Below are 14550 nucleotides of genomic sequence, written 5' to 3' on the forward strand. Positions count from 1 at the left end.
TGCTGCTCAGCCCTTCCAGGCTTGTGGATGATTGTCGCTGATAAGCTCCGTTGCGCTTGCGTTCGCGATGACTTGCTCTGGGTTTTTGCAGCCCGGAATGACGGTTGTTACGGCATCGTGCTTTAAGCACCAGGCGAGCGCCCATTTCGCCATATCCATGCCTTCAGGCACTTCTTCCTTCTGGATGCGCTGCACGTCCTCCAGCTTCTGCCTTACGCTTTCCGCATCATGGCGATGGCGGACATCGGTATTGCTAAACACTGCACCAGGCTTGTATTTGCCGCTCAAATAGCCGCTTGCCAATGGCACACGCGCCAGAACGCCAAGATCTTGATCCACACATGAAGGGAAGACAAGCTCTTCCGGCGCTCGATCCAAACGATTGTAAACGACTTGAATTGCCTTCGAGTTTACTTTGCTGGAAGCTTCCGTTTGATGAATGTTGGCATTGCTTCCGATTGACGTTCCCAGGTGTCTGATTTTCCCTGCCTGAACTTGCTTATCTAAGGTTGTCCATAAGTCATCGTTGTCGAATACGCTGTCCGGCCCGGAATGGAATTGGTATAAATCTATGTAGTCCGTTTGTAAAGCTTTGAGCGAAGCATCCAACTGCTTGATGACGCTCTCGGCATTGAATTCATCCGTTCGGGTGAACAGATCGTGGAAGTGATGGCCGAATTTCGTGGCTACGACCCAGTTCTCGCGATTGCGTCTGGATAAATAATTGCCGATAAACGATTCGGAAAGATGGTCGCCATAGCATTCCGCGGTATCGATTAGATTAATGCCGAGATCAGCGGCTTGATCCAAAATAGCATCTGCTTCAGCTTGCGTGTACGTAAGTCCCCATTCTCCTCCGAATTGCCAAGTGCCAACACCAACAATGGAAACTTTTAAATCTGTTTTCCCAAGTCTGCGATATTTCATGGCGATCACTCTCCTCATATAGTATCCAACCTCATTAAACGCTATTGACCGATTGATGTCAAAATATTAAATCCAGCATTTGTATAAAAAAGCTCCCATCCTTGTACAAAAGGAGGGAGCTGAGAGCTTAGATTAAGCGAGTTCGGGGGAAAGTTCTTTTTCACCCTCTGTACCTGGCTTTTTGGATTTACGGCCGGATACTTTAATGTTGCCGATAAACAGCGTAAGAACGGCTCCAAGCAATACGAACACCAGACCTATAATGAACACTTGATGAAGTGATGAGACCAGTGCGTTTTTCAAAATCGGAAGCATATGCTGCACGAATTCTTTTGGCATTTTGGCTAATGTTTCAGGATTAAGCAAGGAAGAATACAAGCTCTGCGGGTTCGTATGAATCATGTTGGTCATCTGCGCAGACAACTCGCTTGCTTCCGCGGGAAGCTGCTTCACGACCGGAGTCAGGTCTTGCTCCAACAACACGGTTGATTTGTGGTTCATAATCGCGCCGAGAATCGTCATGCCGAATGTACCGCCGATTTGACGGAAAAATTGGCTGGATGACGTAACCACGCCAAGCTCGGATTTCGGGAAGCTTTCTTGCAGAGCAAGTGTCAGAATCGGCATCACAAGGCCCATACCGAGTCCTAAGAGCAGCATATAGGTAGAAGCAGTCAGCTTCGTCGTGTCGATGCCCATTGTGCTAAGGAAATAGAAGCCAACGGCCATGATGATCATCCCGGCAAGCATTTGTTTACGCACACCGATTTTATGAATAAATTGACCGGAAACTACGCTGGCTGCAATCATTGTAATCATAAGCGGCGTCATTACGGTACCGGACGCGGAAGCGCTGATTCCCACAATGCCTTGCATAAAGAGAGGCACGAACATGATCGCTCCGAACATTCCGACAGCCATAAGGAAACCTACGCCGTTAATCGTTGTAAAAGTTCTGTTTTTGAACAATCGAACGGGAAGAATCGGCTCTTCCGCTCTGCTTTCAATAAAGACGAAGGATACCAAAGAAACGATAGCTACTGCAAAAAGTCCAATGATTTGCCAAGACAACCAAGCATAATCTTTACCGCCGAAAGTCAAGGCGAGCAGCAAGGAAACGACACCGATTACCATAGTGGCAATCCCCGGAATATCGAATTTAACTTTACCGGCAGCTTTATGCTTAGGCAATGCAATGGCGATTAAGATAACGGCTAGAACACCTACAGGAAGGTTGATATAGAACACCCAGCGCCAGTCTAAGGCGTCAACGATCCATCCGCCGATTTGAGGTCCAATAACAGAAGATAGACCGAAAATCGCACCGAATACCCCCTGCCATTTGGCACGCTGCTTACCGGTGAACAAATCCCCGATAATAATCATCGCCATCGGCATCATGATACCGCCGCCCAGACCTTGCAAGCCGCGGAATAAGATGAGCTCCGTCATGTTCTGGGACATTCCGCAAAGCGCAGAAGCAGCGATAAAAATAACGAGACCCGTTACATAGATAACGCGGCGGCCGATCAAGTCAGCCAGTTTACCGGCAATCGGCACAACCACGGTTGAGGTCAGCATGTAAGCTGTCGTTAACCAAGCCATGAGGCCAAGTCCGCCTAATTCCCCGACGATCCGCGGCATAGCGGTTCCGACAATCGTACCGTCGAGAGCGCCAAACAGCATGGCAATAATAAGTCCTGTCAGCAGGAGGCCGCGATTTTTGAGTTCTGGCGCCGCTGATTCGGCAAGGTTGTCGTCAGAGACAGTTTTTTGAATAGATTCCACTGTAAATCACTCCTTTTTAAAATAAAAAAATGAAATTAATAATAAGAGGTTAATTTTTCAAAGGCTTTGACCAGAACGTCCAATTCTTCAGGGGGAAGCTTGGAAAGTCCGCGTGCTATCACTTCTTTTTGGACCGTTTCGGCTTTGGAGAGGATCGCATTTCCTAGTTCCGTATTTTCCACCAACACGATGCGCCGGTCCGTCTCGTGATGCTTACGTATAACATGCCCACTTTGGACAAGACGATCAATCATTACCGTGATCGCACTGGGTTTAACGCCCATTTTGTCAGCAAGAGCAGTTTGTTTGGGAGTTCCGATATTGGCGATCATGTAAAGCATAAATATTTGAGGTCCCGTTAACTCCGAATTCAATTCGGCAAATACGACGCTGTTAATTTTTCGATGGGCAGTTTCAAAAGTTGTGCGGAAGCGATTGGTATAGGCCATCAATTCATCTTCCATTGAAATCCTCCTTCCGGTTAATTAATGGGTCGAATTATTAAACAATGAAATATTTATATAAATTAATGTTTAAACTATTTAACAAAATATACACTCATCTGCCTGCCTAGTCAACTGGAAAATTGCAAGATAGGAGACTCGCGTACTTGCATATGAGTCATATCTTGCATATAATAACTGGTACATATACGTGAAAATGCTTTGACGGAGAAGAGTACGCAGTGCTTCTTGACAGGGAGGGTGAGCCGATGATTGAGAGCTGGCCCCGAGAATCAGGCTGCCGAAGTTCGCTCCCGAGCAGTCCTTTGAACAGAAGCAAGTTTTCTTAAGTAGAGGGAACCGGACGCATCGTCCGTTATCTGGAATGAAGTGAGATTCATTTTTGGCCAATATGGGCAGGAATTGAATCTAATTAGGGTGGTACCACGGCTTTTCGTCCCTTGCGAGGGAGCGGGAAGTCTTTTTTGTGTTTTCATTATGGTTGAATCAGGGCCTAATTCAGGAGGGATTGCAATGAAAGAGCGGTTAGAAGCTTTAAAGCAGGAAGCGCTGCAGGAGCTAAGCGGCGTTCAAAGCCAGCAGGAGCTGAACGATTTACGTATTAAGTATTTGGGTAAAAAGGGGCCGTTAACCGAGGTTCTCCGCGGCATGGGCGCATTAAGCGCAGAAGAGAGACCGGTTATCGGGCAAGTGGCGAACGATGTTCGAGCGGCGATTGAATCGGTGATCGAGGAGAAACAAGCGGCGTATCAGCAGCAAGAAACGGAAAACCGTCTTCGTGCTGAAATGATCGACGTTACGCTGCCGGGCCGTCCGTCCGAGCAAGGGGCTGTACATCCTTTAAGCAAAGTTATTCAAGAGATTGAAGATATTTTCATCGGGATGGGGTATACCGTTGCGGAAGGTCCCGAGGTTGAGCAGGACTATTACAACTTCGAGGCGCTGAACCTGCCGAAAGACCACCCAGCCCGCGACATGCAGGACTCGTTCTATATTACGGAAGAAATTTTGATGCGTACCCAGACTTCTCCTGTACAAGTAAGAACGATGGAGAAACGTAGAGGCGAAGTTCCGATCAAAATCATTTGCCCGGGCAAAGTATACCGCCGCGACGACGATGATGCGACACATTCCCATATGTTTACGCAAATCGAAGGTCTGGTTATCGACCGCAACGTGCGGATGAGCGATTTGAAAGGCACCTTGCTGCAATTTGTGCAAGAAATGTATGGCAAAGAGACAAGAATCCGCTTGCGTCCAAGCTTTTTCCCGTTCACTGAGCCGAGCGTTGAGGTCGATGTCAGCTGTACGATGTGCGGCGGCGTTGGCTGCCGTACCTGCAAACAAACTGGCTGGTTGGAAATTCTAGGAGCGGGTATGGTGCATCCTCGCGTACTAGAAATGAGTGGCTATGATCCGAAGGAATATACAGGGTTTGCATTCGGTATGGGCGTTGAGCGTATTGCCATGCTGAAATACGGTATCGAAGATATCCGTCATTTCTATACCAATGATTTGCGTTTCTTAAAGCAATTCTTACATTTGTAAGCAACAGGAAAAGGAGGGGTTAAGCATGAATGTTTCATACCAATGGTTATCCGATTATGTAGATGTATCAGGCTTCACGGCTGAAGAATTAGCAGAAAAATTAACCCGAAGCGGTATTGAAGTGGATATCGTGGAGGACCGAAATAAAGGCGTAACGAATGTTGTCGTAGGTTATGTCAAATCCCGTGAAAAGCATCCGGATGCAGACAAATTAAGCGTTTGTGTCATTGACGCCGGTCAAGGCGAAGACTTGCAAATCGTGTGCGGAGCAAAAAATATCGATGCCGGCCAAAAAGTGCCTGTCGCGATGATCGGAGCTGTTCTGCCGGGTGGACTGCAAATCAAACGCGCCAAGCTGCGCGGCGTTGAATCCCAAGGCATGATTTGCTCGGCCAAAGAGCTTGGCTTGAATGACAAACTGCTGCCCAAAGAGATCCAGGAAGGGATTTTGGTACTTCCGGAAGATACGGAAATCGGGAAATCGATTCTCGATGTTCTGGCCATCAATGATAAAGTGCTGGAGCTCGACCTGACGCCTAACCGCTCTGACTGCTTGAGCATGCTCGGAGCAGCTTATGAGATAGCCGCGATCCTTGGCCGAAGCGTTAAGCTTCCTGATGCGGAAGCAGCGCTTGAGACGGCAGGAACTGCCGGTGTGAAAGCGGCAGACCGCATTAGCGTGAAGATCACAGCGACCGAGCAGTGCTCACACTACGCAGCCCGCCTCATCGAAGGCGTGCGCGTAGGCACTTCTCCGCTATGGATGCAAAACCGCTTGATGGCGGCAGGAATCCGCCCCATCAATAATATCGTAGACATCACGAACTTCGTGATGTTGGAGTACGGCCAGCCGCTGCACGCTTTCGATGCCGAGCAGCTGAACAATGGCCACATCGACGTACGCCTCGCTGAGGCCGGCGAGAAGCTCGTTACGCTTGACGATGTGGAGCGTACGCTTGAGCCGCACATGCTGCTCATTACGGACGGCACAAAGCCTGTAGCGATCGCTGGGGTTATGGGTGGCGCGAACTCTGAAGTGACCGACGGAACCACGCGGATATTGCTTGAATCCGCTAAGTTCGCAGGCTCCTCTGTGCGCCGCACATCGCGCCAACTGGGCCTTCGCTCCGAAGCGAGTCTTCGCTTCGAGAAAGAAGTGAACCCGGAAGCGGTGCTTCCGGCATTAAACCGTGCCGCTGCGTTAATCGCGCAGTACGCTGGCGGTCAAGTCGCAGACGGCATCGTCGAAGCCGTTGCCGGATCACACAAACCGGTGAGCATCGAGCTTGCCGCTGACCGTGTGAACAACTACCTCGGCACCGAGCTTTCTTTGGCCGAGATGGGTCAAATCATCGAGCGCCTGCACTTCAGCTTCGAACAGGCGGGAGAAGGCAAGCTGCTCGTGCACGTGCCGAGCCGCCGCGGAGACATCACACGGGATGTGGATTTGATTGAAGAAGTGGCGCGCCTCTTCGGCTACGACAACATCCCGACGACCTTGATGACCGGCGTGACAACACCTGGGTCCTTGTCCAAAGAGCAAGCGGTCCGTCGTATAACTCGGAACCTGCTGACCCAAAGCGGGCTGCATGAAGTCATTACCTACTCCTTCACGCACCCGGATCAAACCGTTTCGCTGCCTGGACTGTATCCAGCGGCAAAACCAATTTCGCTCGCGATGCCAATGAGCGAGGACCGCAGCCAACTTCGCACGAGCTTGCTGCCGCACTTGTTGGAAGTTGTAAGCTACAACCGCAATCGTACAATGGATGACGTAGCGATTTTCGAAGTCGGCAAAGCATTTGTTACAGATGAGTCTTCACTTACCGCTTTGCCGCAAGAAAAGCTTCTCCTTTCCGTCGTAATGACGGGCAAACGGACTGGGGCGCACTGGGCACAGAAGTCGGAAGCAGTTGATTTTTATGACATCAAAGGAATCTTTGAACGTCTTATCAGCTACCTAGGCGTCAAAGGACTAACCTACACATCTGCGTCGCCAGACGGTTTCCATCCGGGACGGACGGCTGAGCTTCTGCTAACCACTTCTGAAGGTCAGAAGGTTATTGGCCGCATAGGGCAGCTGCACCCGACCGTTCAACAGCAGCGTGATCTAGATGATACGTACGTGCTTGAGGTTGAGCTGGCTCCGATCCTGGAAGCCGCAGGCGATGCGATTGTTTATAAACTGCTGCCGCGTTATCCGTCCATTGGACGCGACCTTGCCGTAGTCGTAAATGCAAGCGTACCGGTCGGTCTCATGGAGCAAACGATCGCTGAAGTTGCCGGAGATTTGTTGGAGTCCATCCAGGTTTTTGATATCTACACAGGAGAACGTCTTGGGGCAAACCGCAAGAGCGTAGCTATCGCTCTCGTGTACCGTCACGCTGAAAGAACCCTCCTAGATGAAGAGGTTACGGAACTCCATGCCAAAGTCGTTCAAACCCTTGAACAACAATACGAGGCAGAGTTAAGAAAATAGAGCAACTTTCACGTAAGTTGCAGGAAAACAGGCTGGTCTTATCGAAATTAACCTCGATAGGGCCAGCCTTTTCATCTAAGGGGGAAATAAAATGACGACTGAAGACAAAACGAAAATAACCGTTGACATATATGGAAATCAATACAAGTTAAAAGCAGACACCAGCACCAACTACATGAAGCGTGTTGCGGAATATGTGAATGACCAAATGTTTCGTATCGCCAAGGGATATCCACGATTGGATTCGCAAAGAATTGCTGTTCTTGCCGCTGTGAACATGGCGGATGAATGCTTCCGCATGAATGAAATCATGGAAGAGCTCAGCGCAGCACAGAAAGAGCAGGAAGCAATCAAAGCCGCCTATGAGAAAGTGAACGTTACATACAACCAATTGAAGCATGAATATGATAAACAGCAAACCGTTCTATCTGAACAAAAAACCAAACTAGACCAATTCAAAGATCAGCAGGAGCAGCTCCAACAGGAAGTACAAAAAGGAAAGCAAGAGCATGAGCAAGCTAAACAGCAAATCCAGCAAGCTAAACAACAGCAAGACCAAACCAAGCAGCTTTATGAGCAAACCAAACAACAACTGGAACAGGAAAAAAAGCAGGTAGCCCAAGCGCGGCAACTGCTCGATCAAGAAAAACAGCAGCATCAACAAGCTAAACAGCAAATCGAACAAACCAAAAAGCAGATTGAACAAGCCAAACAGCAGAACGAACAAACTAAACAGCAGATCGAACAAGATAAACAACAGCAAGAGCAGTTGAGGCAGCAACTGCAGCAAGCGAAGCAGCAGCAGGTACTAACGAAACAGGAACAAGACCAAGCTAAACAACAGCAAGAACAAGCCGAACAGCTTCATGAGCAAATCAAACAACAACTGGAACAGGAAAAAGAACAGGCAGCACAAGCGCGGCAACTGCTTGATCAAGAAAAACAGCAGCATCAACAAGCCAAACAGCAAATCGAACAAGCTAAGCAACAGCAAGACCAAGCCAATCAGCTCCATGAGCAAATCAAGCAACAACTGGAACAGGAAAAAAAGCAAGCAGCGCAAGCACGTCAGCTGCTTGATCAAGAAAAACAGCAGCACCAACAAGCCAAACAGCAAATCGAACAAGGCAAACAACAACAAGAGCAGCTAAGGCAGCAATTACGGCAAGCTAAGCAGCAGCAAGATCAGGCTATGCAGCAGCAGTTGGAATTGAAGCAGCATCTGGAACAAAGCAAACAAGTACAAGAACAAGTGGAGCAGCAATTGCAACAAGCTGGCCAGCAGAATGAAGAAGTTCTTCTTCTTCAAGAGCAAATTAAACAACAGTTGGAACAAGAGAAAAAACAAGCATCGCAAGCGCTGCAACTGCTCGATCAGGAAAAACAGCAGCATCAACAGAGTAAACAGCAATTCGAACGAGAGAAGCAACAACAAGAGCAGCGTTTCGAAAAAGAGCAGCGGCAGTTGACTCAACAAATTCAAGCGCTGAACGAACAGCACCTTGAAGAAGCAATGAACGTATCAGAGCGGCACGAACAGGATAAAGAAAAATTAAATCAACGATATCATCAGGAAAAAGAGGAGCTAGTTCAGCAATATTTGCAGGAAAAAGAATCGGCCGATATGCAGCATCAGGAGCAAATCGAACTTATGGAAAGCTTGCACAAAGAGGAGCTGCAGTCGAATATTCATCGTATCGAGCTTGAAAAAGTAGATATCATCGGACGGTTCCAAGAACAACAAACAAACATTATTAAGCAGTTCGAAGAGCAGAAATCAACCATTATTCAATATTATCAAGCTCAAATGGAAACTTTAGTTCAGCAGCAGCAGCAGGAAAGAGCGTTGTTGAATCAATATTTTGAAGAAGAGAAAGAGCAGCTTCTGGAACGATTCGCCAGCGAAAAAGAAAAATTAATGAGCCAGAGTTTGAATGATGAAGCTCAGCAAAAGGAACTTCAACAAATTAAAGAAGAGTACAGAGAACTGCGTGAGGAATATGCCAAGCTGCAGAACGAGTACAATGAATGGATCGAGCTTGTTGAAACAGACAGCCCTATCAGGTAATCCGAGTGATCATGAACAAATTGGATTATATCATATTAGCTATAGTCGCTTTAGGATTGCTGGTTGGTTACTTCAAAGGCTTCATCGCCCAAATTGTTTCTCTCTCAGGCTTTGTCCTGGCTTACTTAGTAGCCTTTTACTTTTATAAAGATTTTGCACCGCTGCTTCGTAACGCTGTCTCATTGCCCACTTATCAAAATTACCAGAAGTACGAATTTATCGTAAAAGGGCTCAATCTGGATACGTATATCTTGAATGCGATAGCCTTTGCCATCTTGTTTTTTGGCGTGAAATTCGCCTTGGTATTCATAGGAAGAGCGTTAAACATTTTAGCTAAAACGCCTGGATTGAACTTCATCAACCGCTGGAGCGGTGCATTTCTTGGCTTAGCCGAAGCCCTATTAATCATCATCATAGCCGTTAATGTCATCACCATCTTTCCTTCAGATGGACTTCAAAAACTACTTTCCAGCTCAACAATAGCGCCATATTTAATTAACGAATTGCCCAATGTTGCAGGGAAACTGCAAGAGCTTTGGAAGGAAGGAATACCCATATAAAAGCTGCCGATTTCTAGTTGTCTAGAAAGAGGCGGCTTTTATATGGCCACCCCAACCCGCCCCCTCCGTATAAGTCGAAAAAGCATTTTCTGAAGTATCTACAATACCCCCAACCCGCACCTTGAAACGAACCGACCTGCCTCCATATCTGCAACCTCTCGTACCTGCACACCCACGCAACAGCTCCAGTTCCCGAACAGCACCGCCACGCAACAGCCCCTGCAACCGAACAGCACTGCCACGTAACAGCCCCTGCATCCGACAGCACCGCCACGTAACAGCGCCAGTACCGTATCGTACCCGCGCCTCATATCCCGCCACCCGAATCCGAAAGTTCCTAACCTTACTCGAAGTGAGTGTAGCCGCTGTATCCCCAGATGTTAGAATATATCGATTTGTAGATATCTCAGAAAATAGCGTTTGAAGGTATAACCAATGTCCGGAAAATACAAAATTTACTTTACATGGAAACGAATGTTCTTTATAATATAGATATGGGAACTAATGTTCGCTTTGGAGGTTATATTCGTGAATTTATTTGTTTTTGAATCCGTGGAGGACTCCTTCATAACTGAGGAAGATTGTGAGCGGTTTTTGATGAAAAAACGTTGGGGAGATGGCTTTTGCTGTCCGAAATGCGACCATCATTTATTTTATAAAGTAAAAACTCGAAATTTATTGGAGTGTAAAGAATGTCGTACTCAAATATCACTAACGGCTGGAACTGTTATGCATAAGTCCAAATTGCCCTTAATGCTGTGGTTCAAAGCTATACGAGCACTAATTCAAGAAGAAGAGACTTATACTATTGGATCGTTTGCGAGCCTGTTGAACGTAAATTATCGGACTGCTAAGTTAATGTTGGAGAAAATCCATCAAGCATTAAATAAGGAATATAGACGTATAAGTACTGTTCAAAACAGTACAAGCAAAAAAATTACGAGTTTTTGTAAGTTTATTTTCGTAAATTCGAAGAACATCAAGTATGATGAGGAAATTTTGTTTAGGAAGTGGATGAATGCTTTCTTATCCGTATATTTATATCCCGTATATTTAAGGTACTATCAATTGTTCTAGCGCGGATATAAAAATGCCTTACCGCGGGTTTTCGCGATAAGGCATTGAATTTAGAAGCTTTTGTTACTCAACAATCAAAGTTGATTTCATATTTGCATGGCCACTTCCGCACATGATCGAGCATGTAATAGGAAATGAGCCCGTTTTATCCGGCGTAAAAGTAAACGTTTTGTTGCTGTTGTCGAGTTTTACATTGAATTCTTTGATCGAGGCACCGTGAACGCCTTGAGAATTGTCAAGTGTAATTGTAACAGGCTGACCTTTTTTAACACGGTATTCAGCTTGATCAAATTTGAAGTTAGTTGCTTTCAAAGCAACATTTTGACCATCGGCAGCTTGTGTTGTTGCGGCAGGAGCCGTTGTTTCTGCGGGTTTTGCTTCTTTGCTTCCGCATGCTGTTATCGCAATAACTATAGCAACTCCCATAAAAAGAACGAGTAATTTTCTCATGCTTAGGATACCCTCCGATATATAAAATGTATTTGTTTTCCTCTTAATTGTACATTACCCATTTAGAAAAATCAGTGACAAACTAGTGAAAGAGGTTCGGAGGGTACGAACAAAAGAAAAGATCGGCCCGGCGAATGGATACGCAGCAGACCGATCTTTTTTGGGCTTTATCATGGCTATCAGGGGGAAGACTGATAAGGCTATCGACGTTCTTCTCTTCCTGTGATCCCTTGTTCGAAAGGGGTTTTCACAGGAATGAACAAGTCGATTATTCCAATGACTAAAGCGGCTAAAATCGCACCTATAACACTTGTCGATACATTGCTTACGACAAACTGGGCCGCCCAAATGACCAGCGCGCTCACCAGAAAGCCGACGATTCCTCTGCCAAAGGGAGTGATTTGTTTGCCAAAAACTCCTTCGATGATCCAAGCAGCAACGGCGATGACTAATGCAAGGAAAAACGCACTCCAGAATCCACCGACCTGAAAGCCTGGAACTAACCAGCTCACAAACATTAATACCAAAGCAGATACAATAAACCTAACCAGATGTCCCAGAAGATGCATCCAAGAACCTCCTTTTTTCTGTTATGAGATAAGCTCTCTCACAACTAGAAAGATGATTTTTTGTTGAATTTTGCTTGGTGTGTTTTACAATGTATTTCGATTCCTTTGGCAGAAGGAACGGGTGCACAACTTAGTGTATCCACTTGTTGAACAGATTATGGTAGGCAGCATCTTCCATATAACAATTGTCTCCGTAGCTAATCATACCCGATTTGGTTTATAATAAGGGGTAGAGAAATGAGGTAGGGACAGTTGAACAAAAAAATAATTAAAACACTAGAATACGAAAAGATTTTACATAAACTAGCTCATCATGCGGCTACTTCCCTTGGCAAGGACGCTGCTCAGAAGCTGGAACCAAACGGCGACTTCGAACTTGTTAAGCTTCGTCTGCAAGCAACCGATGAAGCAGTCAATGTGGAACGTTTAAAAGGCAACGCCCCATTTGGCGGGATTAGGGATATCAGAGCCGCGTTGCACCGTGCCAGAATTGGAGGCATGTTAAACCCGACGGAATTGTTGGATATTTCTACGACGATGTTTGGAACCCGCAGACTCAAACGATTTGTTTTGGCCGTTCACGAAGAGTATTCGATTCCGATGCTCAAGGAACAGGTTGGATTGCTTACAGAGAATAAGCCCTTAGAAGATAAAATCAATAGCTGCATCGATGAGAATGCAGTTGTAATTGACAGTGCCAGCCCTGAACTTGGGCGTGTGCGCAGCGAACTGCGTACAGGTGAAAGCAGGGTGCGCGAGCGGCTCGAGCAAATGCTTCGAAATTCGTCCGTGCAGAAGATGCTTCAGGATGTGCTGATCACTATTCGTAACGACCGGTATGTAATTCCTGTTAAATCCGAATACCGTTCTAACTTTGGCGGGATGATTCATGACCAATCGGCTTCGGGTGCTACGCTGTATATTGAGCCGGATGCCATTGTACAATTGAATAATAAGATTCGTGAGCTCAAGTTTAAGGAAGAAGCTGAAATTGAGAAGATTTTGCGTGCCCTAACCGAGCTCGTCGCTGAACAGGTGGATGTTCTTGTTTATGATGTGGATCAGTTGGCTGACTTGGATTTTACGTTTGCCAAAGCAGGGCTGGCCAGGGAACTGAAAGCTACAATGCCTAGGCTGAATGACCGCGGATTCATTAAAATTAAACGAGGCCGGCATCCGCTTATCGCGGCGGATATTGTTGTGCCGCTTGATTTGGAATTAGGGAATGATTTCTCGCAAATTATTGTGACGGGACCGAATACGGGAGGCAAAACAGTGTCTCTCAAAACGGTAGGTCTTTTAAGTTTGATGGCTATGTCAGGCTTGTTTGTTCCTGCGGAGGAAGGCAGTCAATTATGTGTATTCGATGCTATTTATGCGGATATTGGGGATGAACAGAGCATTGAGCAGAATTTAAGTACGTTTTCAAGTCATATGACGAATATCATTAGCATATTACGGGATATGACGCCTAAGAGCTTAGTGCTGCTTGATGAACTCGGGGCAGGTACGGATCCTGCCGAAGGATCAGCATTGGCGATCTCCATACTGGACTATATCCATCAAATAGGCTGCCGAATCATTGCAACAACCCATTATTCAGAACTCAAGGCTTATGCGTATCAAACGCGAGGCACAATTAACGCGAGTATGGAATTTGATATACAAACGCTTAGTCCCACTTACCGTTTGCTTGTAGGTGTGCCCGGGCGAAGCAACGCATTTGCTATTGCGGAAAGACTAGGTCTGTCACGCCGCATTATTGAGCATGCACGCACGCAGGTAGGCGAAGAAGAAAAACGCGTGGAATCGATGATCGCGTCTCTCGAAGAGAACCGATTGATCGCCGAAGCTGAACGTGAGAGCGCCGTGAGGCTACGGCGCGAGGCGGAAACGATGCGCCAAGCCCTGGAGGCGCAGCAGCTCAAGTTCGACGAGCAGCGCGATAAGCTGCTCGAGAAAGCCGAGCGCGACGCGCGCGAGGCTGTCGCCAAGGCGCGGCGTGAGGCGGACGAAGTCATCGCTGAGCTGCGGCGCATGGCGCTGGAGGAGGCCGGTGGGGTCAAGGACCACCGGCTGGTTGAAGCGAAGCGCCGCCTCGATCAGGCGGCGCCTGAACTGCGCGAGAAGCAGGTTCGCGCAGCGAAGAAACGGCCGGAGCGAATCGAGGCCGGGGATGAAGTGCGTGTCGTGAGCCTTGGTCAGAAGGGTCACGTTGTTGAGATCGTTAGCTCCACGGAAGCAACCGTGCAGCTTGGGATTATGAAAATGAAGGTCGAGTTGTCCAATCTCGAGAAAATCGGCAGTCCTGCTCAGAAAAAATCTGTCCATCAGGTGGCAACTACCGTCAAACGGACAAGGGATGACAGCGTTCGAATGGAACTGGATATGCGCGGACTGAACATGGAGGAAGCTTTAGTTGAGGCAGACCGCTTCCTTGACGAGTCTTTCCTGAGCAATTTGGGCCAAGTGTATTTGATTCACGGCAAAGGAACAGGTGTGCTGCGCACAGGCATGCAGGAATATTTGCGCCGTCACAAACACGTGAAAAGTTACCGGATGGGGAACTACAACGAAGGCGGAGCCGGGGTTACCGTTGTCGAATTGAAATAACTTCTAA

11 protein-coding genes and 1 other annotated feature are annotated in these 14550 nt (G+C 47.1%); of the genes, 6 read left to right on the plus strand and 5 right to left on the minus strand.

Features of this window, described 5'->3' with window-relative positions; genetic code table 11:
- Window positions 1-6: 6 nt before the first annotated feature.
- From GC097_RS07755 to GC097_RS07765, 3 genes are all read right to left on the minus strand, one after another.
- Complete coding sequence (locus GC097_RS07755; protein ID WP_171682730.1) at window positions 7-927, minus strand: aldo/keto reductase; 921 nt, start codon at window positions 925-927, stop codon at window positions 7-9.
- Between the two features lie 132 nt (window positions 928-1059).
- A complete protein-coding gene (locus GC097_RS07760; RefSeq protein ID WP_312875633.1) occupies window positions 1060-2706 on the minus strand; it encodes an MDR family MFS transporter in 1647 nt (548 codons plus the stop codon).
- A 44-nt stretch (window positions 2707-2750) separates the two neighbouring features.
- Window positions 2751-3179, minus strand: a complete 429-nt coding sequence (locus GC097_RS07765) for a MarR family winged helix-turn-helix transcriptional regulator (protein ID WP_171682731.1) — start codon at window positions 3177-3179, stop codon at window positions 2751-2753.
- A gap of 192 nt (window positions 3180-3371) precedes the next feature.
- Window positions 3372-3623, plus strand: a binding site (T-box leader).
- A gap of 69 nt (window positions 3624-3692) precedes the next feature.
- Here GC097_RS07765 and pheS point away from each other — a divergent pair.
- From pheS to GC097_RS35230, 5 genes are all read left to right on the plus strand, one after another.
- Window positions 3693-4727, plus strand: a complete 1035-nt coding sequence (pheS, locus tag GC097_RS07770; RefSeq protein ID WP_171682732.1) for a phenylalanine--tRNA ligase subunit alpha — start codon at window positions 3693-3695, stop codon at window positions 4725-4727.
- A 25-nt stretch (window positions 4728-4752) separates the two neighbouring features.
- Window positions 4753-7206, plus strand: coding sequence for a phenylalanine--tRNA ligase subunit beta (gene pheT, locus GC097_RS07775; protein WP_171682733.1), 2454 nt, complete (start codon window positions 4753-4755; stop codon window positions 7204-7206).
- Between the two features lie 91 nt (window positions 7207-7297).
- On the plus strand, window positions 7298-9274 hold the full coding sequence (locus tag GC097_RS07780; protein WP_171682734.1) for a hypothetical protein: 1977 nt from the start codon (window positions 7298-7300) through the stop codon (window positions 9272-9274).
- 11 nt (window positions 9275-9285) lie between these two features.
- Complete coding sequence (locus GC097_RS07785) at window positions 9286-9834, plus strand: CvpA family protein (protein WP_171682735.1); 549 nt, start codon at window positions 9286-9288, stop codon at window positions 9832-9834.
- 504 nt (window positions 9835-10338) lie between these two features.
- Window positions 10339-10911, plus strand: coding sequence for a transposase (locus GC097_RS35230; protein ID WP_376768370.1), 573 nt, complete (start codon window positions 10339-10341; stop codon window positions 10909-10911).
- A gap of 63 nt (window positions 10912-10974) precedes the next feature.
- On the opposite strand, the gene GC097_RS07795 is transcribed toward GC097_RS35230, so the two are convergent.
- Both GC097_RS07795 and GC097_RS07800 read right to left on the minus strand, forming a co-directional pair.
- Window positions 10975-11361 carry a cupredoxin domain-containing protein gene (locus tag GC097_RS07795; protein WP_171682737.1) on the minus strand — a complete coding sequence of 129 codons (387 nt, stop codon included), beginning with the start codon at window positions 11359-11361 and terminating at the stop codon, window positions 10975-10977.
- A gap of 200 nt (window positions 11362-11561) precedes the next feature.
- Window positions 11562-11930 (minus strand): phage holin family protein, encoded by a 369-nt coding sequence (locus GC097_RS07800; RefSeq protein ID WP_171682738.1) that lies wholly within the window; start codon window positions 11928-11930, stop codon window positions 11562-11564.
- Window positions 11931-12182: 252 nt separating this feature from the next.
- Here GC097_RS07800 and GC097_RS07805 point away from each other — a divergent pair, with 252 nt between their 5' ends.
- Window positions 12183-14543: an endonuclease MutS2 gene (locus GC097_RS07805; protein ID WP_171682739.1), complete on the plus strand. Its 2361-nt coding sequence runs from the start codon at window positions 12183-12185 to the stop codon at window positions 14541-14543.
- The last annotated feature ends 7 nt before the right edge of the window (window positions 14544-14550 follow it).

The organism is Paenibacillus planticolens (assembly GCF_013141725.1).
Lineage (GTDB): Bacteria > Bacillota > Bacilli > Paenibacillales > NBRC-103111 > Paenibacillus_E > Paenibacillus_E planticolens.